Below are 24565 nucleotides of genomic sequence, written 5' to 3'. Positions count from 1 at the left end.
CTATCGGATCTTCAGCGTTGAGAGGCCGATCAGCACCAGGATCAGCGTGATGATCCAGAAGCGCACGATGATCTTGGGCTCGGGCCATCCCTTCAGCTCGTAGTGGTGATGCAGCGGGGCCATACGGAAGATGCGCTTGCCGCCGCTATACTTGAAGTACAGCACCTGCAGCGCCACCGACACGGTCTCGGCGACGAACACGCCGCCCATGATCGCCAGCACCAGCTCCTGGCGCACCATCACCGCCACCACGCCCAGCGCGGCGCCCAGCGCCAGCGCACCGACGTCACCCATGAATACCTGCGCCGGGTAGGCGTTGAACCACAGGAAGCCCAGGCCGGCACCGGCGATGGCCGTGCAGAAGATCGCCACCTCGCCGACTCCGGCGATGTAGGGAATGCCCAGGTACTCGGCGAACTTGACGTTACCGCTGGCGTAGGCAAACACCGCCAGCGCCGAGGCCACCAGCACGGTCGGCAGGATCGCCAGGCCATCGAGGCCGTCGGTGAGGTTGACGGCATTGCTGCTGCCCACGATCACCAGGTAGGCCCAGGGGATGAAGAAGATGCCCAGGCTGATCGTCACGTCCTTCATGAACGGGAAGAACAGCGTGGTTTCCACCGGCGTCTTGTGCGTGAAAAACAGCAGCGTGGCGACGCCGAAGCCGGCCAGCGACAGCCAGAAATACTTCTTGCGCGCCGGCAGGCCCTTGGGGTCCTTGTTCCTGATCTTGATGTAATCGTCAGCGAAACCCACGGCGCCGAAGGCCAGCGTCACCAGCAGGGCGCACCAGACGAAACGGTTGGTCAGGTTGGCCCAGAGCAGTGTCGAGACGCTGATCGCCAGCAGGATCAGCACGCCCCCCATGGTCGGGGTGCCGGTCTTCTTCAGGTGGGTCTGCGGGCCATCGCTGCGGACCGGCTGGCCGAACTTGAAGCGGTACAACCGCTCGATCATCCAGGGCCCGAAGGCGAAGGAGAACACCAGCGCCGTGAGGATGCCGAGCACCGCGCGGATCGTCAGGTAGTTGAACAGGTTGAAACCGCTGATGTGCGGCTGCAGGTATTGGGCAAGGTGATACAGCATCAGTGGTCCCCCGCATTCTGTGTCTCGCCGGTGAGGGCGGCGACCACGCGCTCCATGCGCGAGGACCGCGAGCCCTTCACCAGCACCACCGTCTGCGCATCGAGTTGTTGATTGGCGGCAGCGGCGAGTTCCTCGACGCTGTCGTATGCTTCGGCGCCGGTGCCGAAGGCTTCGGCGGCATGGCGCGCCATCGGGCCCAGCGTCAACAGCCGGTCGATTCCCAGCGCGCGCGCCGTGCGGCCGGCATCGGCATGCAGCTGCACCGAATTCGGCCCCAGCTCCACCATCGCGCCCAGCACCGCCCAGCGACGGCCGGCCATGCCGGCCAGCAGCTCCAGGCCCGCCTTGAGCGAGCTGGGGTTGGCGTTGTAGCTGTCGTCGAGCAGACGCGCGCCCTGCGGCGTGGTCTTCCAGGACAGGCGACCGGACGGCGCGTCCACGCCCGCCAGTCCCTGGGCGATCTGCTGCACGTCCAGGCCCAGGGCGACGCCGCAGGCGGCGGCGGCCATGGCGTTGGCCACCATGTGACGGCCCGGCAGCGGCAGACGCACGCTCTGCTTGCCGTTGGGTGCACGCAACTCGAACTGCATGACGGACGGGGCGGCGGGCGGCTCGGCCTGAACATGAAGGGCCCGTACGTCAGCGCCTTCGTCGAAGCCGAAGGTCAGCACCGAGGCATGCCGTGCCAGGTCGCGCCACAGCGGCGCGTAGTGATCGTCGGCATTGATCACGGCAACGCCGCCGGACAGCGCCGCGAACAGCTCGCCCTTGGCGCGGGCCACGCCTTCGCGCGAACCGAAGCCTTCCAGGTGCGCATCGCCGGCCTGGGTCACGACGCCGACGTCCGGCTTGGCCAGGCTGGCCAGCAGGGCGATCTCGCCCGCATGGTTGGCGCCCATCTCGATCACCGCGGTGCGGTGTTCCGGGCGCAGGCTCAGCAGCGTCAACGGCACGCCGATGTGGTTGTTGAGATTGCCGCGCGTCGCCAGCACCGGCCCGCGCGCCGCGAATACCGAGGCCAGCAGTTGCTTGGTGGTGGTCTTGCCGTTGCTGCCGGTCACCGCCACCACCGGGATGTCGAAGCGACGGCGCCACTCGGCGGCATACTCCTGCAGCGCCTTGAGCGTGTCGCCCACCACCACCTGCGGCAGCGAGGACTCGACCCGACGCGACACCAGTGCGCCGGCGGCGCCGGCGGCAACGGCCGCTTCCAGAAAGTTGTGTCCGTCGAAGTTCTCGCCCTGCAGCGCGACATAGAGATCGCCCGGCTGTAGCGTGCGGGTATCGGTGCCCACGCGGGAAAAGCCGGCGTCGCCACCGGCGAGTTCGCCGTTGAGCAGGCGCGCCAGCGTGGAGAGACGGTCCATCATGCCGCGGCCCCGAGCAGTTGCGCCACGTAGGCGCGATCGCTGTAGTGGCGGCGCTCCGCGCCGTAGATCTGGTAATCCTCGTGACCCTTTCCGGCCACCAGCACGGTGTCGCCCGGACCGGCGCCGCGCACTGCGGCGGCAATCGCGTCGGTGCGGCTGTGGACGACGCGCACGTTCGCACGGCCGCTCATGCCGGCACGAATCTCGGCGACGATGGCAGCGGGGTCCTCGCTGCGCGGATTGTCGTCGGTGACGATCACCTGGTCGGCCCCCTCGGCGGCGGCCTGGCCCATCAGCGGACGCTTGCCGCGATCACGGTCGCCGCCGCAGCCGAACACGCACCACAGGGCCTGCGCGGTGTGCGCGCGCGCGGCGCTCAGCGCGGCGGCCAGGGCGCCCGGAGTATGCGCATAGTCCACCACCACCAAAGCCGGCGATGCCGTGCCGCGGAAGGCTTCCATGCGGCCCGGCACGGTGTGCGCCTCGCCCAGCGCCGCGACCGCCTGCTGCAGCGTAAAACCGCCATGCAGCACCGCGGCCAGCGCGGCCAGCAGGTTGTAGGCATTGAAGCGGCCGAGCAAACGGCTGTGCAGCGTTGCCTGGCCCCAGCTGCTGTCGATCCGCAGCTCGATGCCGCGCTCGTGCAGGCGCAGCCCGCGGCCAATCATATAGGCGCCTTCGCGGGGAACTTCGCCGTCCAGGCCATAGCGCGTCACGCCCGGGTGGTTCGCGAGCTCGTCGGCCCAGGCTGCGCCGCGCGCGTCATCGCGGTTCAACACCATGGCACGCAGGCCCTCGCGCTCGAACAGGCGGCGCTTGGCCGCGGCGTAGCGCTCCACCGTGCCGTGGTAGTCCAGGTGATCGCGCGTGATGTTGGTCAGCACCGCCACGTCGAACTCGACGCCGGCGACGCGGGCCTGGTCCAGCGCGTGCGAGGACACCTCCATGGCGCAGGACTCGGCCCCCAGCTCGAGCTGGTGCGCCAACAGGCGCTGCAGGCTGACGGGGTCCGGCGTGGTGTGGTCGCCGCTGGCAAGCCGGCCGGCGCGGCCGGTACCCAGCGTGCCGACATAGACACAGGCACGGCCGAGACGGTCCAGCGCCTGGGCCACCAGGTGCGCGGTGGAGGTCTTGCCATCGGTGCCGGTGACGCCGACCGTGTAGAGATGACGCGAGCCATGGCCGTAGAAGCGTGCGGCGATTTCGCCGACGTGCGCCGAGAGCCCCGGCACCGCCACCAACGGCACATCGGCCTGCGGCGCGGACCAGCCTTCGGCCGGCTCCCAGGCGATCGCCGCCGCGCCCTGCTCCAATGCCTGCTCGGCATAGGACAGGCCATGCTGGCCATGGCCGCGGCAGGCCAGGAAGAGATCACCGTGCCCGACGCGGCGGCTGTCCATCTGCACGCCGCCAATCTCGACGTCGGGCGCGTCGGCCAGGCCCTCGAGAAGGCTGCTCAGGGAGCGCGCGTGGCGGCTCATCGGGCCTGCTCCGGCGAGGGCGGCGGCAAGCTGCCATGCTGGGCCACCTGCACGATCGGCGCAGGCGGCTGCTGCACCATGGTGCGCGGCGGCGGGGGCGGCATGTCATCGGGCGGAATCTGCAGTTGGCGCGCGGCGCCCTGCATCACGCGCGAGAACACCGGGCCCGCCACCAGGCCACCGTAATAGGCGCCGGCGCCGGGCTCGTCGATCATCACCAGGCCCACCAGGCGCGGGTGCTCGGCCGGCACCATGCCGATGAACACCGACTGGTGCTTGTCGCCGTGATAGCCGCCGGTCTCGGAAACCTTGCGCACCGTGCCGGTCTTGGCAGAAACGCGATAGCCGGGGATCGCGGCACGGATGCCGGTGCCGTCCGGCGAGACCACGCCCTCCAGCATCTTGCGCACGTTGCGCGCGGTCTGCGCGGACACGGCGCGCTGCGGCGGCGTGGCCTGCTCGTTCTGCACCAGGCGCAGGTGCGGCATCAGGCCGTCGTTGGCCAGCGCGGCATAGGCACGCACCAGATGCAGCGCGTTGACCGACAGGCCGTAGCCATAGGACGCAGTAGCGGTGGCGATCTGGCCCCACTCGCTGTAGTGGCGCAGCAGCGGATTGACCTCGCCGGGGAAACCCGAATACACCGGCTCGCCCAGGCCGAAGCGCTGGTAGCCGTTCCACACCGCCTCAGGGCCGATGGTCAGGCCCACCTTGGCGGCGCCGACGTTGCTGGACTTCGCCAGCATCTTGGCCAGGTCCACCACGCCCTGCGGGTGCACGTCGCGCACGGTCAGCGCCCCGACCTTGTAGGTGCCGGGGTTGGTGTCGATCATGCTGGTAGGCTGGAACACGCCCAGCTCCAGCGCCTGCGCCACCAGCAGCGGCTTCACCGTGGAGCCCGGCTCGAAGCTGTCGACAATGGCGCGGTTGCGCGTGCCGCTGGAGCGACGCTCCGGCGGATTGTTGGGGTTGAAGCCCGGCTGCGAGGCCACTGCCAGGATTTCGCCGGTGGTACTGTCGGCCACCACGATCAGGCCGCCCTTGGCCTTGTTCTCGGCCACCGCCGCCTTCAACTCGCGGTAGGCTAGATACTGGATGCGCAGGTCGATGGTGAGCTGCACATCCTTGCCGGAAGCGGCGGCCACCGACTCCAGCGTGTCGTCAACGACACGACCCTGGCGATCACGGATCACGCGGCGCGAGCCGGCCTTGCCGCTGAGCAGCGTCTCCTGGGACTTCTCGATGCCCTCCAGGCCATCGCCGTCACGGCCGCAGAAGCCCACGAGCTGGCCCGCCACCTCACCCGCCGGGTAGTAGCGTGCATAGGCCGGCTCGGAGAACACGCCCGGCGCCTTCAGCGACAGCGCGCGCTGCGCGTCGGCCGGCGGCAGCGGATCGCTGATATAGACGAACTTGCGGTCCTTGCGCTGCTCCAAAAACTTCTCGAAGCCACGCGGATTCTTGTTGAGCAGCTTGGCCAGCGCGGTCACGTGCTGCGGCGAATCCAGCAGGGCCGACGGCACCGCCCATAGCGACTCGACCGGCGCCGACAGCGCCAGCGGCTCGCCGCGGCGGTCGGTGACGGCTCCGCGATGCGCCGGGATCAGCATCGTGCGGATATGGCGCTTGTTGCCTTCCTGGCGCAGGAAGTCGCGCTCCAGCACCTGCAGCTGGAAGGCCCGGCCGACCACGGTCGCGGCACCCAGGCTGAGCACGCCCAGCACCAGCCAGCGACGCCACTGCGCCACCGGCTCGGCTACGGGATTGGGCCGCGCGCCGCTCATGGGCGATCTCCGACGATGACGTAGTCACGCGGCTCGGTCATGCCGAGCTGCTCGCGGGCCAGGCGGTCGACGCGCGCGTTGTGCGACAGCGTGGCCTCCTCCAGTTGCAGCTGGGCCCACTCCATGTCCAGGCGGGTCTGCTCGCCGCGCAGTTTCTCGAGTTCGTTCACCAGTGCACGGTTCTCGTGCTTGGTGCGGATCACCGCCAGCGCCGAGGTGACCACGGCAATGGACAGCATCATCGGCAGGAGCATCGCACCGCGCTTCATGGGGCCTTCTCCACCACGCGCAGCACCGCGCTGCGGGCGCGCGGGTTGTCGGCGCTCTCCGCGTCCGTCGGGAAATAGCGGCCAACCTTGCGCAGCAGCGGACCGGTGCGAGCCGGCGCCACCGGCATCCGTGGATCGTGGAAATGACCCCTCGGTGAAGGCTCGCGGTTACCGCTTTCGTTGCCCGCCTCACGCATGAAACGCTTGACGATGCGGTCTTCCAGCGAGTGGAAGCTGATCACCGCCAGGCGTCCGCCGGGCGCCAGCAGCTCGCCGGCTTGCGATAAGGCTTCGGGCAGCACGTCCAACTCGCGGTTGAGGAAAATGCGGATCGCCTGGAAGCTGCGCGTGGCCGGATGGATATGACGGCTGCGCGGGCCCGGCACCGCAGCAATCAACGCGGCGAGCTGCGCCGTGGTGGTCAGCGGCGCCTCCGCCCGCGTCTCCATGATGCGGCGCGCGATGCGGCGGCTGTTGCGCTCCTCGCCGTACTGGTAAAGCACGTCGGCGATGTCGGACTCGCCGGCGCGCGCGAGCCACTGCGCAGCGGACTCACCAGCCAGCGGGTTCATGCGCATGTCCAGCGGGCCGTCCTTGGAGAAGCTGAAGCCGCGGCTGGCATCATCCAGCTGCGGCGAAGAAACGCCCAGGTCCAGCAGGATGCCATCGATGCGGCCGGCAATGCCGGCAGCCTCGGCCACCACGCGCATCTGCGCGAAATTGGCATGGTGGATGCGGAAGTTACCCACGGCGCCGAAGCGCTCCTTGGCATGCGCCACCGCTTGCGGATCTTGGTCCAGGCCATGCAGCTCACCGCTACCGCCGAGCGCCTCCAGGATCGCCGCGGAATGGCCGCCACGGCCGAAGGTGCCGTCCAGGTAGACGCCGCCCGCGCGGACGGCAAGGCCGGTGAGAGCCTCATCGAGCATCACCGGCCTATGCAAGGTCATAGCGGCGTCAGTCCCCGGAGCGATAGCGGCAGGGGCGGCATCGAACGGCATGCGCGCACCTCACCGGTTGAGAACCTGGAACGCCTCGGCCAGCGCGCCCAGCTTGCTGTCGGGACCCTCGCTGCTCCAGCGCGCATTCCACAGGTCTTCCGCCCACAGCTCGAAGTGGTCGATGTTGCCGACCAGCACGCCGGTGCCGTTGAGCTTGGCCTGGTTGCGCAGGAACTGGGAAAGCTGCAGACGCCCCTGCTTGTCGATCTCGCACTCCATGGCCAGGCCGATGAAGCGCTGGCGCAGCAGCGCGGCCGGGCCACGCGGCGGCAGTTCCATGATGGATTTGACGATGTCCTGGAACTGCGGTGCCGGGTAGATCTCCAGGCAGGACTCCGGGCCCATGGTGACGACCAGTTGCGAATCACAGGTGTCGGCCAGCGACTGGCGATAGCGCGCAGGGATCGCCAGGCGACCCTTGTCGTCAATCGTCAATTGGTGCGATCCGGCAAACACGTCGTTCAGGCGGTGGGCTTCCCCACTTTCCCCCACTTAGAGCCACTTATTACCCACTATAAACCACCCCCTGGCCCCCAGCAACAAAAATCGGAACCAAAATTCGAGGCAAAACAAAAACTTAAGGCCACCTGAATGAGCATTCCAACGGTCATATAAAACAATAAGTTACGACTTATATTTAAAGTAAGCACAGAATTAGCGCGCGATAAGTCCATGATCTCGTAGACTTGTTATTTTTATATATATTTTAATTTTTATTTAAATAAAAAATCACATTTATGTATGCCGCAACCCTGCCGGCGATGGACGGCACCGGCATTCCCGGCGGAAAACGAAGAGTGGATTCAGCGGCAGCAGCGATGAACGGGCACAGACTCCAGCGGGGCCGGGCCTTTGCGGCCCGGCCGGATGAAAAAGTGGGAGTCGGCCGATAAGCCGGGTTCTGTCCTGAGCCCTTGCGGGCCGAGGCAACCATTCCTCTACGCGACGCGTCACCGCGGCGCTTTAGCAGCCTACCCGGATGGCGCGCGGGCCGCGCGTTGCAGCCTTGCGGCTGCATCCATCCCTATTTGGCCTTGCTTCCGATGGGGTTTACCGTGCCGTTGCCGTTGCCGGCCCCGCGGTGCGCTCTTACCGCACCGTTTCACCCTTGCCTGATCCCTTGCGGGCCATCGGCGGTCTGTTCTCTGTGGCACTTTCCGTCGGCTCTCGCCGCCCAGGCGTTACCTGGCACCTCGCCCTGTGAAGCCCGGACTTTCCTCCCCCGCTTTCGCGGCGGCGATTGCCTGGCCGGCTCCCGCGCGCATTATCCGCCCTGGGGCATCGACTTGCACATGACTGCAGCGCCAATGGCCGCCACAATGCGTGCCTTGCCTCCCAGGAACCCCGTCATGCCCCGCTATGAAGTCCGCCTGGCCGCCACCGTGCGCGCGCCGGTCTCAGAGGTCTTCGAGTTCTTTGCCGACCACGAACGCTTCACCACCCTGTTCGGCAGCAGCGGTCTGCGCATTCGCGAGGGGGAGCTGGAGACCAACGGCATCGGCTCGGTGCGCCGCATCGGCAGCGGGTCCAGCAGCTTCGACGAAACCATCGTCGCCTTCGAGCCCAACCGCCGCATCGACTACCAGGTCACCCGCGGCAGCCCGATCAAGAACCACCTGGGCCAGATCCAGTTCAGCACGGACCATGGCGCCACGAAGATCGATTACCTGATCCGCTTCGACCCGAAGATTCCCTGCACCGGCAAGCTGCTGGTCCTGGCGCTGCAGCTGATGTGGCGGCGCAATGCGCCGAAGCGGCTCAAGGGGCTGGAGCGCGCTTGAGTACCACGCCGCGGCGGGTGCTCTCGCACACCTGCTCCAACACCGAGATCGTCTGCGCGCTAGGCTGCGCGGACCTCATCGTGGGCATCGACACCGACTCCGACTATCCACCGGAGATCGTCGCCCACATCCCCAAGCTGGGCCGCGACCTGGACCTGGACGTGGAAGCGGCCATCGCCCTGCGGCCGGACCTGGTGCTGACCTCGCTGACCGTGCCCGGTCACGAGCGCATCGTGGAGGCCCTGCAGGCCGCCGGCTTGCGCTGCATCGTGATCGACCCCCTGAGCCTGGACGATGTCTTCGACAGCATCCGCGTGATCGCCGAGGCGCTGGACGTGCCGGAGCGCGGCACCGCCCTGGTGGCACGGATGCAGGCCGCCATGCCGCCCGTGGCGCCGGCCGCGGATGCACCGCGTGTGCTGGTGGAGTGGTGGCCCAAGCCGGTGATCGGCGCCGCGCGCCAGTCCTGGGTACATGACCTGATCGAGCGCGCCGGGGGCCGCAACCTGCTGGCCGACGCCGACCTCAAGAGCGCCACGCTGGATGTCCCCGAGGCGCAGCGGCTGGCGCCGGAGATCGTGGTGATGTCCTGGTGCGGCGTGAAGGAAGAGAAGTACCGTGCCGAGGTGGTCTTGCGGCGCGAAGGCTGGGAGAGCATCCCCGCCGTGCGCGGCGAACGCGTCCACCCCATTACCGAAGCCTTCCTCGGGCGGCCCGGGCCGCGGCTGGTGGAAGGTTATTGCGCCTTGCGCAAACTGATCGGCTGAAAACCCATGCGTGCATTCCTGCTGTCTTCACTGGCCCTGCTGCTCTGCGCCTGCGGCAGTTCGTCCGTACCAGCCGAGTCTTCCGGTGGCGGCAACCTGCCGCCGGCCGAACGCTCGCCCTCGATCCTGGAGACGCGTTTCCCCGGTATCCGCACTGTGCCGAACCTGCTGTGCCCGGAGGACTATCTCGGCACCACCGGCCTGCTGATCCCCACGGTGCTGGATCCCGAGCGCTTCAGCCCGATGCAGGGCGGTCCCGAGGCTCCGCCGCAGGTCGCGGCCCTGCTGCCGCGCGACGTGCATTTCCGCGGTCGCCAGGAATCCCTCGACGGCCGCTACTACTACGCCGTGCGCGAAGGCCGCATCTGGGTCAAGGCCAACCGCGACGCCACCGGCACCGACGAGCCCTGGCGCCAGTTGCGCATCCCGCGCTGCCTCGACGGCCAGGTCTCGGCAATCTCCGCCGACGGCACCGTGCTGATCGCGCTCAACGCGCAGCGCGACATCTACACTTTGGACTACGCCAACGGCGCCATCGGCAGCGGCGGCTGGACGCGACGCTGGGGGCCGTTTTTCTGGACCGACCTGGGTGGGCACATCTTCAGCGACGTGCGCGACTGGGCGACAACCCACTTCACCGGCACCGATGAATACTTCGTCGACGGCGGCGGCTACCGGCAGGCACCCGCCGGCATCCTCAACGTCTTCCTGCTGCGCGGCGACGGCCTGCGCATCACCTACATCGATCCCTGGCTGCCGATGGACGAGAGCCGCGAGGTCTGCGGCCCCGAGCGCGGCACCGCCGTGATTGCGGGGCTCAGCGGCAGCGGCTCCACCGCGATGATCGTCACCGCCACCGGCGAGATCTATACGCGCCTCTACGAGTTCGACGTTTCCGGCGGCAATGCCGTGCTGCTCGACTACTCCTGGCAAGACCAGAGCGGCGTCGAGTCACCCAAGATTCAGTTGCCCGCGCCGGACTGGGTACGGCAACCGAATGTGCCCGGCCGCATCACCGACCGCATCAGCCTGCGTAAGCTGCCGCCCGGCTCCGAGCATCGCCTGATGCGCGTGGAAGGCCAGGACGGCAGCGGCCGCAACGGCTACTGGGAGCGCGACATCGCCGGCGGCGACTGGCGCTTCGTCTTCACCGGCGAAACCCTGCAGGGCCGCACCCTGCCCCTGCCCGGCCCGCACCACGGCCTGCCCGAGGACTTCAGCTACACCGGCCGCATCGCCGGCCATGACGCGCGGTTGCTGGACTTCAACCCTTACTGCTCGCCGGCCACACTGCGCATCGACCTGAACGGCCAATCGCTGGATTTGGAACTGCACAGCACCGACGGCCTGCGCCAGGAACGCCGCGCGCGCGGCCTGGACATCTACCCGCGCTACTACCGCGCCGCCGTGAAGGTGCCGGCCGCGCTGTGGCAGCAGCGCGCCAGCCAGCCCGCCATGGTGCAGGAGTTCCTGGCGCAGCACTTTGGCGAGAGCGCCGTGCTGGAGACCGAGCTCTACGCCACCAGGAGCCGTATCGATATCGCGCAGGCTTGCTGGACGCTGCGGCGCGATGGCGGCGGCTTGCTGGACGAGCTGACGCAGCCACCGGTGCCGGATGCGGGGACGCTGCTGGCGATCCTGTTGGCGCAGCAGGAGGATGGGAGGTTGCCGAAGTTGTGTTTGCCGGGGTTATAGCGCGAAAACATCCCGCCTTACACGACAGGCAGGTCAGAGTCCTAATATGACTACCTTAAGCCAAGATGCCGCGAAAAGTTCAGCGGCATATCGGGAAAAGCCACCCCTCGCCCCAACTCTATTTCCACAAATAGGATGGAGGAGAAAAGGGATCAGCCCGCAGCTTCTCTGAAGAGACCGCCTTTGGGTCAAACAAGACCCACACCAGCTATCTGCAGCGCGTCGTAACCGTGTATCCCAGCGCGCTAGACTCGCAAGTCAGGGTCTGCGGTGGCTGATAGACCTGTGGCGGCTGATAGGCAGAGCGCATCCCGTTGAGGATGGTTTGAGACATCAACGCACGGCGTTGAATATCTGTGGCTTCCTGTTGCGCAAGAAGCTGCTTTCGCCGCAACTCCAAGTCCCTATGCTGCACGAGACTTAGCTGTGCTTGAGAGTCCGCTGCAGCACGGATACGAGCAAGTTCATTACCCTTCATCAAAGTGAGATATCTGTATTCTTCGATAGAAATCTCGCCCTGGTCCACTCGCTTTGCTTGCCATGCCTGGTACAGCAAAAGCTCCTCGTCGATCTGATCTATCTTTTTGCCAGAGGCTCCGAGCCGCGCTCTGGCACGCAAATCCTCTGCCGCACTGAGAGTGATCGCTCCGGAACCATGCAGATGCGAAATCAAATCTTCTGCTATCGACAAGGCAATGATCTCGGCTGCTTCCGGTATGTACCGAACATACCTCTCGTCCTGAAAGAGCAGCGTCACATAGGAAGCATTGGGCTCAGCGAGAGTATGGCCCTGATAGGCGACAAGTCTGTAGCCGACCGCCACTCCCTGAATCGCGACTGACAGCTCACGCTGAGTTACATTCTCGGGCATGGCCCGCTTGGCTTGATCCACGGACATCCCAGGCGTCAGCCGATCCACGCGAATGTTTGTTATCAAGTCGTAGCGCTTCTGTTGCTCCTGAAACCACGCGTCATCTGACGACGCACAGCCTATCAGCACCAACAGAGAAATAAGTGCTCCAAAGCACGTACTTATCCTGATCATCGTCCCCCCCATCAACGTGGAAACTCCCAGAGCTTCAGCGAATCAGGATCAGCGTCCCCAACCCCAGAAACAGGAAGAAACCCATCACATCGGTGAACGTGGTCACCACCACGCTGCCTGCCAGCGCCGGATCCAGCCGCAGCTTGCGCAGGATCAGCGGCACGAAGACGCCCGCCGTCGCCGCGAATCCCAGGTTCAACACCAGCGCCAGGCCAATCACCAGTGACAGCGCCGCGCTCTTGAACCAGAACAGCACCACCGCCGCAATCACCAGGCCCCACAGCACGCCGTTGATCAGCGCCACCGCGATTTCCTTCTTGAACAGCGCGCCGGTGTTGCCGCTACCCACCTGCCCCAGCGCCAGGCCGCGCACCATCAGCGCCACGATCTGGTTGGCGGTGATGCCGCCCATGCTGGCAACGATGGGCATCAGCACCGCCAGCGCCACCACCTGGCTGATCGTCGCCTCGAAGGCGCCGACCACGCGTGCGGCCAGGCAGGCGGTGAACAGGTTCACGCCCAGCCACAGCGCGCGGCGCCGCGCCGCCTTGCGCACGGGTGCGAACAGATCCTCGTCCTCGTCCAGGCCGGCCATGGCCATCAGGTTGTGGTCGGCCTCGGCACGGATGACGTCGACCACGTCGTCCACCGTGATGCGGCCGAGCAGGATGCCCTTCTCGTTGACCACCGGCGCGGACACGAGGTCCGCGTTCTCGAAACGCTGCGCCACCTCGCGGTCGGACAGGGTATCCAGGAAGGGCTCGCGCTCGTGCTCCATCACCGCCTGCACCAGCGAATCCGGGTCGCGGGTCAGTATCTTGTCCAGCGGCAGGGTGCCCAGGTAAGCGCCGTAGCGGTCCACCACGAACAGCGCATCGGTGTGCGACGGCAGCTCGCCGCGCAGGCGCAGGTAACGCTGCACCACGTCCAGCGACACGTCCGGGCGTACCGTGACGGTGTCGGTGTTCATCAGGCCGCCGGCGGTGTCCGGCTCGTAGGCCAGCACCGACTCCAGGCGCGCGCGGTCGTCCGCGTCCAGCGCCTTGAGCACCTGTTGGGTCACGGTTTCCGGCAGATGCTCGACGAAGTCGGCGAGGTCGTCGATATCGAGTTCCTCGGCGGCAGCCACCAGTTCGGCGGCGTCCATGTCGCGCATCAGGCCCTCGCGCACCTCGTCGGCCAGGTGCAGCAGCACCTCGCCATCATCCTCGCGGTCCACCATCTCCCAGACGACGTTGCGCTCCTGCGTCGGCAGCGACTCCAGCAGGCTGGCGATCTCGGCGGGGTTCAGTGCCTGCAGCGAGCGCTTCACCGGCAGCAGGCGGCCGCCCTCCAGCGCTTCGCGCAGGCGGGTCAGGTGGGCCTGGTTGCGGGTCTGTTCGGCCATGGTTATGAAACGTCGCCGTGGTCGAGTGCAGTGATCAGCTCACGCATCTCGTGCAAGTCGGTGGAGGCCAGCAGGCGCTGCGCGATCCGGCGCAGGGCACCGATGTCCGACTCCATGATGATGCGCTTCACTTCCAGCACGGAGGCGGGGTGCATGGAGAAGTCGGTCAGGCCCAGGCCCAGCAGCAGGCGAGTGTAGCGCACGTCGCCAGCCATTTCGCCGCACATGGCCACCGGGATGCCGGCCTTGGCGCCAGACTCGATGGTGTGGCGGATCAGCTGCAGCACCGCGGGATGCAGCGGGTCGTAGAGGTAGTTCACCTCGTCGTCCACGCGGTCGATCGCCAGGGTGTACTGGATCAGGTCGTTGGTGCCGATCGAAAAGAAGCGCGCATGGCGCGCCAGCATCGGCGCGGCGATGGCCGCGGCCGGCACCTCGATCATGGCGCCCACCGGCACCTCGGGCGCCATCCGGGCCCCCTCGCGCTCCAGTTCGGCGCGAGCCAGCTCGATCAGGCTGAGCGACTGCCGGTATTCCTGCAGGTTGGAGATCATCGGCAACATGATCTGCACGCGGCCCAGGGCCGAGGCACGCAGCAACGCGCGCACCTGCACGCGGAACAGCTCCGGCTCCTTCAGGCACAGTCGGATCGCGCGCAGGCCCAGCGCCGGGTTGTTGGGCGTGGGGCCGAGCTGGCGGCCGGAGTCCACCTGCTTGTCTGCACCCAGGTCCAGCGTGCGGATGGTGATGGGTCCGTCCACCGACGACACGATGCGCGCGTAGGCCTCGTACTGCTCGTCCTCGGACGGCAGCGTCTTGCGGTTCATGTACAGGAACTCGGTGCGGTACAGGCCCACGCCCTCCGCACCGTTGGCGGCCGCCTCGCGGGCGTCCTCCGGCAATTCGATGTTGGCCAGCAGGCGGATCTTGACGCCGTCGCGCGAGACCGCGGCCTTGCCACGCAGCTTGACCAGGTTGCGGCGGTACTCCGCCTGCTCGGCCTGGCGGTTGCGGTAGAAGCCCAGCGCCTGTTCGTCCGGATCGGCCAGCACATGGCCGGGCTCCCCGTCGACGATGATGGTTTCGCCGTCGCGCAGCAGGCGGCGTGCATCGCGCAGGCCCACCACGGCGGGAATGCCCAGGCTGCGCGCCAGGATCGCGGTATGCGACAGAGGGCCGCCGTACTCGGTGACGAAGGCCGCCACGTTCTGCTGCGACAGCAGGATGATGTCGGCGGGCGTGATGTCATCTGCCACGACGATCACCGGCTCAGCGCCGATCTCCATCTTCGGCAGCGCTTTCTCGGACTCCAGCAGCGATCGCAGGACGCGCGCGACGACGTGCTCCACGTCGTCCTTGCGCGTCTTCAGATACGGGTCGTCCATCTGCTCGAACACCGCGACCAGGGTGTCTCGGGTCTTGCGCAGCGCGGCCTCGGCATTGATGCGCTGGCCTCGGATGTGCGAAACCGTGGTCTCGGTGATGGAGCGGTCCTCCATCATCAGCAGGTGCGTGTCGATGAAGGCGGCGATATCGCCCGGCGTGCCCGGCGGAATCTGGTTGCGCACATCGCGCAGCTGCTCACGCGCCCGGGCATGCGACTCGTTGAAGCGCCGCACCTCGGGCTCGATCTCGGAGGGCTCCAGCCGGTACTCGGGCGCGTCGAGATCGCCGGCGTGCACCTTCTGCACGCGCGCGATCGCGATGCCTCGCGAGACACCGATGCCGGTGAGCCAGAGCGACATGCGGCTTTCTACACCTCTTCGCCGAAGCGGTCGGCGACCAGCGCCGCCAGTTCGTCCAGCGCCTGCTGCGCGTCCTCGCCGTCGGCGATCAGCGTGACCTGAGAACCCTTGGCGGCCGCCAGCATCATGACGCCCATGATCGACTTGCCGCTGACCTCGCGGCCGTCCTTGCGCACGCGCACGTCGGACTCGAACTTGGATGCCAGGGTCACCAGCTTGGCGGCGGCACGGGCATGCAGTCCGAGCTTGTTGACGATATCAACGGTCTTTTCCACCTCAGGCCCCTTCGGTATGGTCTTTGCGCGGACAGGCGATGATGCCGCGCTGTCCGCCGTCCACTGCACACTGGGCCATCTCGGCCAGCGCCAGCTTGGGATAGTTGAAGATGCGCACCAGCATCGGCAGGTTGACGCCCGACACCACGCAGGCCCTGCGTTCCGTGGCCAGCTTGTTGGCGATGTTGCTGGGCGTGGAGCCGAAGGCATCGGTCAGCAGCAGCACGCCATCGCCATCGTCCAGCCGGGCCGCCATCTTCTGACCCTGCAGGATCAGGCCCTCATGGTTCTGCACCAGGTGCACTTCCAGCACGTCATGTCGCAGCGGCAGTTCGCCCAGCATGTGGCGCATGGTCTCGAGCAGGTTCTGCCCCAGCTTGCCGTGGGTCACCAGCAGCACCCCGACACTCACTGCGCCGCCTTGCTGGAGCGGCGCTCGGTCGCCTCCCAGGCCTCGCGGTGGCGCACCGTAACACTGTCGTAGCGCTCGCGCAGGCTGGCACCCAGCTTCTCCACCAGGTAGACGCTGCGATGCTGTCCGCCGGTACAGCCGATAGCGACGGTGACGTAGCTGCGATCCTGGCGCTTGTATTCCGGCAGCCAATGGTCAAGAAACTGGCGGATGTCGCCGAGCATGCGGTTGACCTGCGGGAAACGCTCCAACCAGGCCGCCACGGCCGCGTCGCGGCCGGTCATCTTGCGCAGCGTCGGCTCCCAGTGCGGGTTGGGCAGGCAGCGCACGTCGAAGACGTAGTCCGCCGCATCCGGCAGCCCGTTCTTGTAGCCGAAGGACATCACCAGCAGCGACAACTTGCCGGCGCCACCGCCCGGCACCTGCGCCAGGATCTCCTCGCGCAGCTCGTGCAGGTTCTTGCCGGTGGTCTCGATGGTGGCGTCGGCCACGTTGGCGACCGGCGCCAGCAGGCGACGCTCCAGCGCGATGGCCTCCGGCAGCGAGACCTGCTCGCTGGCCAGCGGGTGGCGGCGGCGGGTTTCGGAGTAGCGCTTCAGCAGGGTCTGGTCGTCGGCGCGCAGGAACAGCACGCGGGTTTCCACGCCCTGCTCGCGCAGGTATTCCAGGTAGCGCGGGAACTTCTCGATCTCCTTGGGGCTCTCGCGGGCGTCGATGCCGATGGCCAGGCGGTCGAAACGCTGGTCCAGCTGGCGGATGGCGCGCCGCGCCATCGGCCCCACCAGGGCCAGCGGCAGGTTGTCGATGCAGTAGTAGCCCAGGTCCTCGTACTGCTTGAGGGCCACGGTCTTGCCGGCTCCGGAGAGCCCGCTGACGATCACCAGCTTCATGCCGGCATCTCCATCGGACGGTTCTGGACGGGCTTCATTCGGGTGGCCTTGCCTTGGTTCCGGGACGGCTCTTGCGGGGGCCCCGCCGTCCGGCGCGGCGGATCGCGTCGAGCTGGCGTTGGCTGAAATCCTCGTCGGCGCGGTAGCCCTGGCGACGCAGCTTGAGGTCGCGGCAGGCGGCTTCGACGAGCACCGCCAGATTATGCCCGAGGCGGATGGGAATTGAGATTTCAGCGACGGCGATTCCGAGGATTTCCCGCTTGCCGCGGTGCCCGGTCAGGCGCTCCATGCCGCTGAGCGGCGCCACCGGCGCGTCCAGTTCGATCACCAGGTCCAGCATGGCCGACTTGCGCAGGGCCTTGGGGCCGAACAGGCGGCGGATGTTGAGCACCCCGAGGCTGCGAGCCTCCAGGAAGCCTTCCAGCAAGGGAGGGCAATGCCCCTTCAGCCCATCGCCGTGGCGCTCGAACTCCACCGCGTCATCGGCCACCAGGCGGTGGCCACGCGCCAGCAGTTCCAGCGCCAGTTCGCTCTTGCCCAGGCCGGAGCGGCCGGTGATCAGCACGCCGTCGCCGAATACCTCCAGGAAGACGCCGTGCAGGGTCACGGCATGCGGAGTCGGTCCAGGGGGCTGGCGGGTCCTGCGGGAGGCGGCCATCGGCGACCGCGGCCGGTATTACGCCGGCTTGAAGTTGGCCAGCAGCGCGTGCAGGGCCTGGTCATCGGCCGCTTCGCGGGCGGCGCGGCAGAAGTTCTCGTCGGAGAACATCTCGGCGATGGCGGCCAGGTGCTTCAGGTGCGCTTCGGTGGCGTTCTGCGGCACCAGCAGGCCGAACACCAGGTCCACGCCGTTGCCGTCATGGGCTTCATAGTCCAGCGGGTGCCGGAGGCGCATGAAAGCGCCCACGCTCTCGCTGACGCCGGACATGCGGCCATGCGGGATCGCCACGCCGTGCCCGAGGCCCGTGCTGCCAAGCTTCTCGCGCGCCGACAGGCTGTTGAGGATATCGCCACTGCCCACGTCCGGAGCGCCCTTGGCGAGGAGCTTGCTGAGCTCTTCCAGGGCCTTCTTCTTGCTGGTGAACGTATGTCCGCTGCTGATACGGTCAGCAGAGAGGATATCGGCGAGTTTCATGATCTGATTATGCATTCAAACAAAAGGGCCGTCCCCACCCGCGTGGGAACGGCCCTCACTTTACCGCATCGGCTCCTCAGGCGGGCTGATGCATCTGGACGAAGGACGGGTCAGGGATGGACTACTGCAGGTCCATGCGCTTGATGGCGTCCTTGTGGTGGTGGTTGCGGAGCTTTTCCTTGTGCTTGCGGGTCTGCTGGTCGAGCTTGTCCATCAGCAGGTCGATGGCGGCGTACATATCGCCGTTGATGGCTTCGGCGTGCAGATTGGCGCCGCTGGCGTGGACCGTGGCTTCCGCCTTCTGCTGGAGCTTGTCTACCGTGAGGATCACATCCGCGCTGATCAGGTGATCGAAGTGGCGCTCCACCCGCTTGAGCTTCGCCAGCACATACTCGCGCAGCGGCGGGGTGACATCGACGTGGTGACCAGAAATGTTCAGGTTCATCTAAAACGCTCCTCTGGTTGACCGTCCTGCCATCAGGACGGAGGTTTACGCTCATGCGAGGGCGGAATGCCGAGACCCTCGCGATACTTCGCTACGGTTCTGCGTGCAACTTGTATGCCTTCCTTCAGCAGCATTTCCGACAGCGTGGAGTCGGACAGCGGGCGTGCTGGATCCTCGGCGGTGATCAGTCGCTTGATCATGGCCTGGATTGCGGTTGCGGAGCAGACGCCACCCTGGGTGGTCTGCACATGACTGGAAAAGAAGAACTTGAGCTCGTATAGCCCACGTGGCGTGAGCATGTACTTGTTCGCGGTTGCGCGTGAAACCGTCGATTCATGGATCCCGAGCTGTTCGGCGATGTCTCTCAGGACGAGGGGACGCATCGCTTCCTCCCCATATTCCAGAAAAGCGCGCTGTTCTTCAACTATGCATTGTGCAACGCGCAAAAGTGTCTCGTTGCGCGCTTCCAAGCTATTGATGAAATAGCGGGCTTCCTGCAAATGCGACTTCAGGGTCAGCTGGTCACGGGAACTGTCCGCGCGGCGAATCATGGATTGGTAGAAGCCATTGATGCGCAAGCGGGGGGCGTGCTCGGGGTTGAGCGACACCCGCCAGCGCCCTTCCTTCTTGGTCACGAACACGTCCGGCGCCACGTAGTCCGACTCGTGCGCCTGGAACGGGCGCCCCGGGTGCGGCTGCAGCGACTGGATCAGCGCCAGGGCCAGCTCCACCTGGGGCTGCGCCAGCCCGCTGCCCTTGGCGATCAACGCCGGGTCCTTGCGGGCCAGCAGGCCGATATGGTGGTCCACCAGGGTCAGCGCCGCCTGGATACCCGGCTCGCGTGCCGGGAACTGCAGTAACTGCAGGCGCAGGCACTCCGCCAGGTCACGGGCCGCCACGCCGTTGGGGTCGAACTCCTGCACGGTCTTGAGCACCGTGTCGACCTGGTCGTAGCTGACGTCCAAGGCCTCCTGCAGGCGCTGGGCGATGTCCTCCCAGTTCTCCAGATAGCCGTCGTCGTTGATGGCGTCGATCAGGTGCGCCGCGATCTCGGACTCGGTGGGGGTGAAGGGCGCCAGCCCCGCCTGCCAGTTCAGGTGGTCACGCAGGCTGGTCTGGCCGTGCAGGTTGGCCTGCAGGTAAACCTGGAGGTCGTCATCCTCGCCGCTCTTGCCGGTGGCGCTTCCGGTGCCGGCGCTGTCGTAGACATCGCCCCAATCGGCATCCACGGGCATTTCCTGGGGAATATCGACGTCACTGCTGACCTCCACTGAGGCCACCTCGACTGAGGACGAAGCCGCCGCATCCTGGGCCTCGGCCGACTCCGAGCCGGGCTCCAGCTCGGCCGGCGCGTCGCCGTCGAGCTCGAGCATGACGTTGGATTCCAGCACCTGCTGGATTTCCTGCTGGAGGTCGAGGCTGGAGAGCTGCAGCAGCTTGATCGCCTGCTGCAGCGCTGGCGTCATGGTCAGGGACTGCCCCAGCCGTAGGCCCAGGGAGGTCTTCATGCGGAGAAAGCTGCGGCGTGAATCATGTGTCGCATTCTACGCCTGAAACGGTACGAAAGTTGCTTCACTTTTAATGCATTCCATCCTTGGAATGAGAGGCTCCGTCGGAGCCTTGGCGGGCGGTTTCTGGCCGCCGGCACGGCCTCCAGGCCGGAAACCGCCCTGTCCCGGGGGATTCCGGGGCCGCCCTGGAGCTTACAGCTTGAACTGCTCACCCAGGTACACGCGGCGCACGGTCTCGTTCGCCAGCAGCGTGGCCGGAGCACCCTCGGCGATCACGGCGCCTTCGGCCAGGATATACGCCCGTTCGCACAGCGACAGCGTCTCGCGCACGTTGTGGTCGGTGATCAACACGCCGATACCGCGCTGCTTGAGGTGATGCACGATGTTCTGGATATCCCCTACCGCGATCGGGTCCACGCCGGCAAAAGGCTCGTCCAGCAGGATGAAGCGCGGGTTGGCGGCCAGCGCACGGGCGATCTCCACGCGGCGGCGCTCGCCGCCGGACAGCGACTGGCCTTCGCCGTCGCGTATGTGGGCGATGTGCAACTCCCCGAGCAAGCGTTCCAGCTCCTGCTGGCGGCCTGCCTTGTCCAGGTCGTCGCGGGTTTCTAGGATCGCCAGGATGTTCTCCGCCACGGTCAGCTTGCGGAACACGCTGGCCTCCTGCGGCAGGTAGCCGATGCCGCGGCGCGCGCGGGCATGCATCGGCGAGCGGGTGAGGTCCTCCCCGTCCAGCTCGATGCGGCCACCGTCGGCCGCGACCAGGCCCACGATCATGTAGAACGAGGTGGTCTTGCCGGCACCGTTGGGGCCCAGCAGACCCACGATCTCGCCGGCCCGCACGTTGACCGACACATCGCGCACCACCGTGCGCTTCTTGTAGCGCTTGACCAGGTTGTGCGCACTCAGCACGGAAGCGGCGCTCACGGCTGGACCCCTTCGTCCATCGCCGGCGGCGGCGGCGCCTTGGGGGCGGCGCGGCTGCCACCGGTGCCGGACTTGGGTGGCGGCTGGATCACGATCTTCACCTGGCCACCCTCACCGCCCGCGGCCCGGATGCGCCGCGCCGCGGCGTCGTAGCCGATATTGTCGCCATCGATCTGGTCCTTGCCGCGGGTCAGGTGCGCGTTGCCGAGGATGTCGACCATGCTGGTACGGCTGTCGTAGTTGAGCGTGCGCGCCTCGGCACTGACGGGCGGGCCGGCCTCGCCGTTCTTTTCCTTCAGACCGGGGTGCGCCAAGTGCGCCGGCTTGCCTGTGACGCTGGCGGTGAACTGCCCACCCTCCAGCTGGCGCAGCTCCAGGCGGTCGCCGCGAAGCGTGAGCGTGTCGGAGCTGAGCTGCACGTTGCCGGTGTAGACCATGGCGCCGTTCTGCTCCCATTCCGCGCGGTCGGCCGTCACCGTGACCGGGCCATTGGGGCGCAGGGCATCCACGTTGTTCTCACGCTTCTGCTGCGCAGCGGCCAGGCCCGTGACCAGGCCCAACACCAGCAGCAACGCCGCCTCAGCCGCGCGGTTGCGGGACATACTCCACCTCGACTTCGTTGAGCAGCTTCACCTGCGTACCGCTCCAGTCGGCCCGCATGCCACGGGCGCGAGCAGCGCGGTTGGTGCCGGTGAGGCGTACGCGATCTTCCGTGGCGATCTCCTTGTGCTCCAGGTCCACCCACAGGGAGTCGGTGTCCACGCGCACGGTCTCGCCGCTTTTCATCTTGCCGGTCATCTCCACCGGCTTGTCCAGACGGATACGCTGCTCGCCCGCCGGCATGCTGCCGCTGGGCGACTCCAGGTTCCAGGGCCCGCTCTCGCCCAGGCGCTGCACCTGCAACGTCTCGAACTGCGCGGACCGGTCATCGTAATACCGCGCCGTGGCCGCCGTGGCGTGGACCAGCGGCTTGCCCTGCGCGTCCAGTCGCGTCCACTCCACGCCCTCCAGCTGGTAGCGCGGCGGGCTGCTGCCACCGACCGCCACCTGCGGCCCCTCCGGCTGGAAGCCGCGCAGCATGGTCAGTGCGGCCAGACCCGCCAGAGCCACCGCCATGCCCAGGAACAAGGAGCCGCGCTTCATTAGGCCAGGCCCTGCGCTTCCAGCACGAGGTCGATCGCCTCGCGCACCGCGCCGTGGCCGCCGTTGTAGCGGCTGGTCCAGTGCGCCAGGGCCAGGGCTTTGGGATGGCCGTCCGCCACGGTGCAGGCCAGGCCCACGCGCTTGAACAGCGGCAGGTCGGGCACGTCGTCGCCCACGTGGGCGCACTGCTCGTCGCTCAGGCCCATCTCCGCGCACATGCGCAGGTAGGCCGGCTCCTTGTCTTCGGTGTCCAGGGCGATGTGCTTCACGCCCAGCCATTCCAGGCGGCGGCGCATGGACTCCGACGGCCGGCCGCTGATCACCGCGACCTGCAGGCCGAGCTTGAGCGCCAGCTTGATGCCGTAGCCGTCGCGCACGTAGTTGGTCTTGGTTTCTTCACTGTTGGGGCCGATATACAGCTTGCCGTCAGTCAGGACACCGTCGATATCGAGGAACACGCAACGAATCTTGGACGCACGCTGCTGAATTTCGGCTGAAGACAGGGCGGCGCTCATCACACCACCCCCGCGCGCAGCAGGTCCTGCATGTGCACGATGCCTTCCAGCTTGCCGGCGTCATCCAGCACCAGCAGCACGGTGATCTTGTGTTTCTCCATTAGCTGCACCGCCTCGGCCGCGAGCTGGCCGGCACGCACGGACTTGCCGCCGGCCGTCATCACCTCGCGGATCTTCGCGGTGCGCACGTCAAGGCCCTTGTCCAGCGTGCGGCGCAGGTCGCCGTCGGTGTAGACACCCAGGACCTTGTCGTCCGGGCCGACGATGGCGGTCACGCCCAGGCCCTTGCGCGTCATCTCCAGCAGGGCCTCGGTCAGCAGCGCGTCCGGCCCCACCTTGGGCAGTTCCGCGCCGCCATGCATCACGTCGGCGATCTTCAGCAGCAGGCGCCGGCCCAGCGAGCCGCCGGGATGCGACATGGCGAAGTCCTCGGGCGTGAAGCCGCGGGCTTCCAGCAGCGCCACCGCCAGGGCATCGCCCATGGCCAGCGTCGCCGTGGTGCTGGAGGTGGGCGCCAGGTTCAGCGGGCAGGCCTCCTGCGCCACCGACACGTCCAGGTGCACGTCGGACGCCTGGGCCAGGGTCGACTTGGGCTTGCCGGTCATGGAGATCAGCGGCACGCCCAGGCGCTTGATCAGCGGCAGGATCGTCACGATCTCGCCGGTCTCGCCTGAATAGCTGATCGCCAGCACCACGTCCTGGCGGGTGATCATGCCCAGGTCACCATGGCTGGCCTCGCCCGGGTGCACGTAGAAGGCCGGCGTACCGGTGCTGGCCAACGTCGCCGCCAGCTTGCCGCCGATATGGCCGGACTTGCCCATGCCGCTCACTACGATACGGCCCTTGCAGCCCAGCATCAGGCGGCAGGCGGAGACAAAGGCGTCATCGATGCGCGGCAGGAGATCGGTGAGCGCGTCGCGCTCGATTTCCAGCGCGCGCCGGCCCATCATTTTGAGTTTTTCGGCGTTCATAGGGGTGTAAGTATAAGCTGACAGCCATGACGGAACCCGCCCTGAAATCTTTCGATCCGGCCGAGTACCGGTCCGTGGTGTTCTTCGCCGGCGCCGGCCTGTCGGCCGAGTCCGGCGTACCCACGTACCGGGGACATGCGGGCATCTGGGCGCAATACAACTACGAGGACTACGCCTGCCAGCGCGCCTTCGACCGCGACCCCGTCCGGGTGCTGGATTTCCACGAGGTCCGCAGGACACATGTCCTGCAATGCGCGCCCCATGCCGGGCACCGCCACCTGGCGCAGTTGCAGGCCGCCTACCCCCATATCCGGGTGGTCACCCAGAACATCGACGGCCTGCTGCAGCGGGCCGGCATCCGCGTGGACGCCGAGCTGCACGGCTCCCTCTGGCGCCAGCGCTGCCCAAGCCACGGCCTGCGGGACGACCTGGAGGCCGGCCCCTATCGCCACCGTCAGTGCCCCGACTGCGGCGCCTGGCTGCGCCCGGACATCACCTGGTTCGAGGACAGGGTGAACGAGGCCGTGTTCGACACCGCGCGCCGGCTGGTGGCGGGCTGCGAGCTGTTCGTCTCCGTGGGCACCTCCGGCGTGGTCTGGCCGGCGGCCGGCTTTGCCCAACTGGCGCGGGACTCCGGGGCGCTGATGGTGGAGGTGAATCCGGAGGACAACGAGGCTTCGGCGTTGTACACGCATCGGCTGCGGGGGCCGGCGAGCAAGGTGATTCCGGGGTGTTTTCGCTTGCCGGGTTAGCGCGGGCTGTAGCGGCGCGGCGGCATGGTCTTCAATGGGTGGGCACGCTGCGCTTAGCCCACCCTTGTATTGTAGCTGTGCCTGCCGGAGTCGCTCTTTGGCAGGCAGATCAGCCGGACGCCGAGCCCACCCTTGGATGCTCAATCCGTGACGTAGATGAATGCGCCGGCTGCTCGTT

General features: G+C 67.1%; 26 protein-coding genes and 1 other RNA gene. 4 read left to right on the top strand and 23 right to left on the bottom strand.

What is annotated here, in order from left to right:
• The 8 genes from mraY to rnpB all read right to left on the bottom strand — a co-directional run bounded on the left by mraY (window position 1) and on the right by rnpB (window position 8247).
• A complete protein-coding gene (mraY, locus tag QT386_RS10650; RefSeq protein WP_289273741.1) occupies window positions 1–1086 on the bottom strand; it encodes a phospho-N-acetylmuramoyl-pentapeptide-transferase in 1086 nt (361 codons plus the stop codon).
• On the bottom strand, window positions 1086–2456 hold the full coding sequence (gene murF, locus QT386_RS10645; protein WP_289273740.1) for a UDP-N-acetylmuramoyl-tripeptide--D-alanyl-D-alanine ligase: 1371 nt from the start codon (window positions 2454–2456) through the stop codon (window positions 1086–1088). The genes mraY and murF overlap by 1 nt, the downstream gene beginning before the upstream one ends.
• On the bottom strand, window positions 2453–3937 hold the full coding sequence (locus QT386_RS10640) for a UDP-N-acetylmuramoyl-L-alanyl-D-glutamate--2,6-diaminopimelate ligase (RefSeq protein WP_289273739.1): 1485 nt from the start codon (window positions 3935–3937) through the stop codon (window positions 2453–2455). Before QT386_RS10640 ends, murF begins: the two co-directional genes overlap by 4 nt.
• Window positions 3934–5721: a penicillin-binding protein 2 gene (locus QT386_RS10635; protein ID WP_289273738.1), complete on the bottom strand. Its 1788-nt coding sequence runs from the start codon at window positions 5719–5721 to the stop codon at window positions 3934–3936. Before QT386_RS10635 ends, QT386_RS10640 begins: the two co-directional genes overlap by 4 nt.
• Entirely contained in the window at window positions 5718–5990 is a 273-nt protein-coding gene (ftsL, locus tag QT386_RS10630) for a cell division protein FtsL (RefSeq protein WP_289273737.1), read from the bottom strand. Before ftsL ends, QT386_RS10635 begins: the two co-directional genes overlap by 4 nt.
• Entirely contained in the window at window positions 5987–6940 is a 954-nt protein-coding gene (gene rsmH / locus QT386_RS10625) for a 16S rRNA (cytosine(1402)-N(4))-methyltransferase RsmH (RefSeq protein WP_289273736.1), read from the bottom strand. The genes ftsL and rsmH overlap by 4 nt, the downstream gene beginning before the upstream one ends.
• Window positions 6941–7000: 60 nt before the next feature.
• A complete protein-coding gene (gene mraZ / locus QT386_RS10620) occupies window positions 7001–7447 on the bottom strand; it encodes a division/cell wall cluster transcriptional repressor MraZ (protein ID WP_289273735.1) in 447 nt (148 codons plus the stop codon).
• A gap of 418 nt (window positions 7448–7865) precedes the next feature.
• Window positions 7866–8247, bottom strand: an RNA gene (gene rnpB / locus QT386_RS10615) — RNase P RNA component class A.
• Between the two features lie 93 nt (window positions 8248–8340).
• Between rnpB and QT386_RS10610 the strand changes: the two genes are divergently transcribed.
• From QT386_RS10610 to QT386_RS10600, 3 genes are read left to right on the top strand one after another with little or no spacing between them, the layout of a single operon-like run.
• Complete coding sequence (locus QT386_RS10610) at window positions 8341–8772, top strand: SRPBCC family protein (protein ID WP_289273734.1); 432 nt, start codon at window positions 8341–8343, stop codon at window positions 8770–8772.
• A complete protein-coding gene (locus QT386_RS10605) occupies window positions 8769–9539 on the top strand; it encodes an ABC transporter substrate-binding protein (protein WP_289273733.1) in 771 nt (256 codons plus the stop codon). The genes QT386_RS10610 and QT386_RS10605 overlap by 4 nt, the downstream gene beginning before the upstream one ends.
• A 6-nt stretch (window positions 9540–9545) precedes the next feature.
• Window positions 9546–11234 (top strand): hypothetical protein, encoded by a 1689-nt coding sequence (locus tag QT386_RS10600; protein ID WP_289273732.1) that lies wholly within the window; start codon window positions 9546–9548, stop codon window positions 11232–11234.
• 208 nt (window positions 11235–11442) lie between these two features.
• Here the strand turns inward: QT386_RS10600 and QT386_RS10595 are convergent, their stop codons facing one another.
• From QT386_RS10595 to QT386_RS10525, 15 genes are all read right to left on the bottom strand, one after another.
• On the bottom strand, window positions 11443–12279 hold the full coding sequence (locus tag QT386_RS10595) for a hypothetical protein (RefSeq protein ID WP_289273731.1): 837 nt from the start codon (window positions 12277–12279) through the stop codon (window positions 11443–11445).
• Between the two features lie 34 nt (window positions 12280–12313).
• Entirely contained in the window at window positions 12314–13666 is a 1353-nt protein-coding gene (gene mgtE / locus QT386_RS10590; protein ID WP_289273730.1) for a magnesium transporter, read from the bottom strand.
• 2 nt (window positions 13667–13668) lie between these two features.
• Window positions 13669–15411, bottom strand: coding sequence for a phosphoenolpyruvate--protein phosphotransferase (ptsP, locus tag QT386_RS10585; RefSeq protein ID WP_289273729.1), 1743 nt, complete (start codon window positions 15409–15411; stop codon window positions 13669–13671).
• Between the two features lie 8 nt (window positions 15412–15419).
• Window positions 15420–15686 (bottom strand): HPr family phosphocarrier protein, encoded by a 267-nt coding sequence (locus tag QT386_RS10580; RefSeq protein WP_289273728.1) that lies wholly within the window; start codon window positions 15684–15686, stop codon window positions 15420–15422.
• A gap of 1 nt (window position 15687) precedes the next feature.
• Complete coding sequence (locus tag QT386_RS10575) at window positions 15688–16098, bottom strand: PTS fructose transporter subunit IIA (protein ID WP_289273727.1); 411 nt, start codon at window positions 16096–16098, stop codon at window positions 15688–15690.
• On the bottom strand, window positions 16095–16988 hold the full coding sequence (gene rapZ / locus QT386_RS10570) for an RNase adapter RapZ (protein WP_289273726.1): 894 nt from the start codon (window positions 16986–16988) through the stop codon (window positions 16095–16097). The genes QT386_RS10575 and rapZ overlap by 4 nt, the downstream gene beginning before the upstream one ends.
• A 34-nt stretch (window positions 16989–17022) precedes the next feature.
• Window positions 17023–17595 carry a hypothetical protein gene (locus tag QT386_RS10565; protein ID WP_289273725.1) on the bottom strand — a complete coding sequence of 191 codons (573 nt, stop codon included), beginning with the start codon at window positions 17593–17595 and terminating at the stop codon, window positions 17023–17025.
• A 69-nt stretch (window positions 17596–17664) separates the two neighbouring features.
• Window positions 17665–18123, bottom strand: coding sequence for a PTS sugar transporter subunit IIA (locus QT386_RS10560; RefSeq protein ID WP_289273724.1), 459 nt, complete (start codon window positions 18121–18123; stop codon window positions 17665–17667).
• 121 nt (window positions 18124–18244) lie between these two features.
• Complete coding sequence (gene raiA, locus QT386_RS10555) at window positions 18245–18568, bottom strand: ribosome-associated translation inhibitor RaiA (RefSeq protein ID WP_289273723.1); 324 nt, start codon at window positions 18566–18568, stop codon at window positions 18245–18247.
• Window positions 18569–18600: 32 nt separating this feature from the next.
• A complete protein-coding gene (locus tag QT386_RS10550; RefSeq protein WP_289273722.1) occupies window positions 18601–20076 on the bottom strand; it encodes an RNA polymerase factor sigma-54 in 1476 nt (491 codons plus the stop codon).
• A 195-nt stretch (window positions 20077–20271) separates the two neighbouring features.
• On the bottom strand, window positions 20272–21006 hold the full coding sequence (lptB, locus tag QT386_RS10545) for an LPS export ABC transporter ATP-binding protein (RefSeq protein ID WP_289273721.1): 735 nt from the start codon (window positions 21004–21006) through the stop codon (window positions 20272–20274).
• Entirely contained in the window at window positions 21003–21608 is a 606-nt protein-coding gene (gene lptA, locus QT386_RS10540) for a lipopolysaccharide transport periplasmic protein LptA (RefSeq protein ID WP_289273720.1), read from the bottom strand. The genes lptB and lptA overlap by 4 nt, the downstream gene beginning before the upstream one ends.
• A complete protein-coding gene (lptC, locus tag QT386_RS10535) occupies window positions 21586–22149 on the bottom strand; it encodes an LPS export ABC transporter periplasmic protein LptC (RefSeq protein ID WP_289273719.1) in 564 nt (187 codons plus the stop codon). Before lptC ends, lptA begins: the two co-directional genes overlap by 23 nt.
• Window positions 22149–22664 carry an HAD family hydrolase gene (locus QT386_RS10530; protein WP_289273718.1) on the bottom strand — a complete coding sequence of 172 codons (516 nt, stop codon included), beginning with the start codon at window positions 22662–22664 and terminating at the stop codon, window positions 22149–22151. The genes lptC and QT386_RS10530 overlap by 1 nt, the downstream gene beginning before the upstream one ends.
• Window positions 22664–23614, bottom strand: coding sequence for a KpsF/GutQ family sugar-phosphate isomerase (locus tag QT386_RS10525; RefSeq protein ID WP_289273717.1), 951 nt, complete (start codon window positions 23612–23614; stop codon window positions 22664–22666). Before QT386_RS10525 ends, QT386_RS10530 begins: the two co-directional genes overlap by 1 nt.
• A 47-nt stretch (window positions 23615–23661) precedes the next feature.
• On the opposite strand from QT386_RS10525, the gene QT386_RS10520 reads away from it, so the two are divergent.
• Window positions 23662–24387, top strand: a complete 726-nt coding sequence (locus tag QT386_RS10520) for a Sir2 family NAD-dependent protein deacetylase (protein WP_289273716.1) — start codon at window positions 23662–23664, stop codon at window positions 24385–24387.
• Window positions 24388–24565 lie beyond the last annotated feature (178 nt).

The sequence above is a fragment of the Solimonas sp. SE-A11 genome (assembly GCF_030345715.1).
Classification (GTDB): Bacteria; Pseudomonadota; Gammaproteobacteria; order Nevskiales; family Nevskiaceae; genus Solimonas_A.
Note: the sequence above shows the minus strand (reverse complement) of the source record. Positions and strands in the feature narration are given on the sequence as shown.

Excerpts from the sequence above, each read along its gene's own strand:
- rsmH (WP_289273736.1), bottom strand. The coding sequence starts at position 6,940 with ATGACCTTGCATAGGCCGGTGATGCTCGATGAGGCTCTCACCGGCCTT.
- QT386_RS10610 (WP_289273734.1), top strand. The coding sequence starts at position 8,341 with ATGCCCCGCTATGAAGTCCGCCTGGCCGCCACCGTGCGCGCGCCGGTC.
- lptC (WP_289273719.1), bottom strand. The coding sequence starts at position 22,149 with ATGAAGCGCGGCTCCTTGTTCCTGGGCATGGCGGTGGCTCTGGCGGGT.
- ptsP (WP_289273729.1), bottom strand. The coding sequence starts at position 15,411 with ATGTCGCTCTGGCTCACCGGCATCGGTGTCTCGCGAGGCATCGCGATC.
- QT386_RS10530 (WP_289273718.1), bottom strand. The coding sequence starts at position 22,664 with ATGAGCGCCGCCCTGTCTTCAGCCGAAATTCAGCAGCGTGCGTCCAAG.
- QT386_RS10640 (WP_289273739.1), bottom strand. The coding sequence starts at position 3,937 with ATGAGCCGCCACGCGCGCTCCCTGAGCAGCCTTCTCGAGGGCCTGGCC.
- QT386_RS10635 (WP_289273738.1), bottom strand. The coding sequence starts at position 5,721 with ATGAGCGGCGCGCGGCCCAATCCCGTAGCCGAGCCGGTGGCGCAGTGG.
- QT386_RS10525 (WP_289273717.1), bottom strand. The coding sequence starts at position 23,614 with ATGATGGGCCGGCGCGCGCTGGAAATCGAGCGCGACGCGCTCACCGAT.
- QT386_RS10560 (WP_289273724.1), bottom strand. The coding sequence starts at position 18,123 with ATGAAACTCGCCGATATCCTCTCTGCTGACCGTATCAGCAGCGGACAT.
- QT386_RS10520 (WP_289273716.1), top strand. The coding sequence starts at position 23,662 with ATGACGGAACCCGCCCTGAAATCTTTCGATCCGGCCGAGTACCGGTCC.
- ftsL (WP_289273737.1), bottom strand. The coding sequence starts at position 5,990 with ATGAAGCGCGGTGCGATGCTCCTGCCGATGATGCTGTCCATTGCCGTG.
- murF (WP_289273740.1), bottom strand. The coding sequence starts at position 2,456 with ATGATGGACCGTCTCTCCACGCTGGCGCGCCTGCTCAACGGCGAACTC.
- mraY (WP_289273741.1), bottom strand. The coding sequence starts at position 1,086 with ATGCTGTATCACCTTGCCCAATACCTGCAGCCGCACATCAGCGGTTTC.
- QT386_RS10550 (WP_289273722.1), bottom strand. The coding sequence starts at position 20,076 with ATGAAGACCTCCCTGGGCCTACGGCTGGGGCAGTCCCTGACCATGACG.
- mgtE (WP_289273730.1), bottom strand. The coding sequence starts at position 13,666 with ATGGCCGAACAGACCCGCAACCAGGCCCACCTGACCCGCCTGCGCGAA.
- lptA (WP_289273720.1), bottom strand. The coding sequence starts at position 21,608 with ATGTCCCGCAACCGCGCGGCTGAGGCGGCGTTGCTGCTGGTGTTGGGC.
- raiA (WP_289273723.1), bottom strand. The coding sequence starts at position 18,568 with ATGAACCTGAACATTTCTGGTCACCACGTCGATGTCACCCCGCCGCTG.
- QT386_RS10600 (WP_289273732.1), top strand. The coding sequence starts at position 9,546 with ATGCGTGCATTCCTGCTGTCTTCACTGGCCCTGCTGCTCTGCGCCTGC.
- rapZ (WP_289273726.1), bottom strand. The coding sequence starts at position 16,988 with ATGAAGCTGGTGATCGTCAGCGGGCTCTCCGGAGCCGGCAAGACCGTG.
- QT386_RS10595 (WP_289273731.1), bottom strand. The coding sequence starts at position 12,279 with ATGATCAGGATAAGTACGTGCTTTGGAGCACTTATTTCTCTGTTGGTG.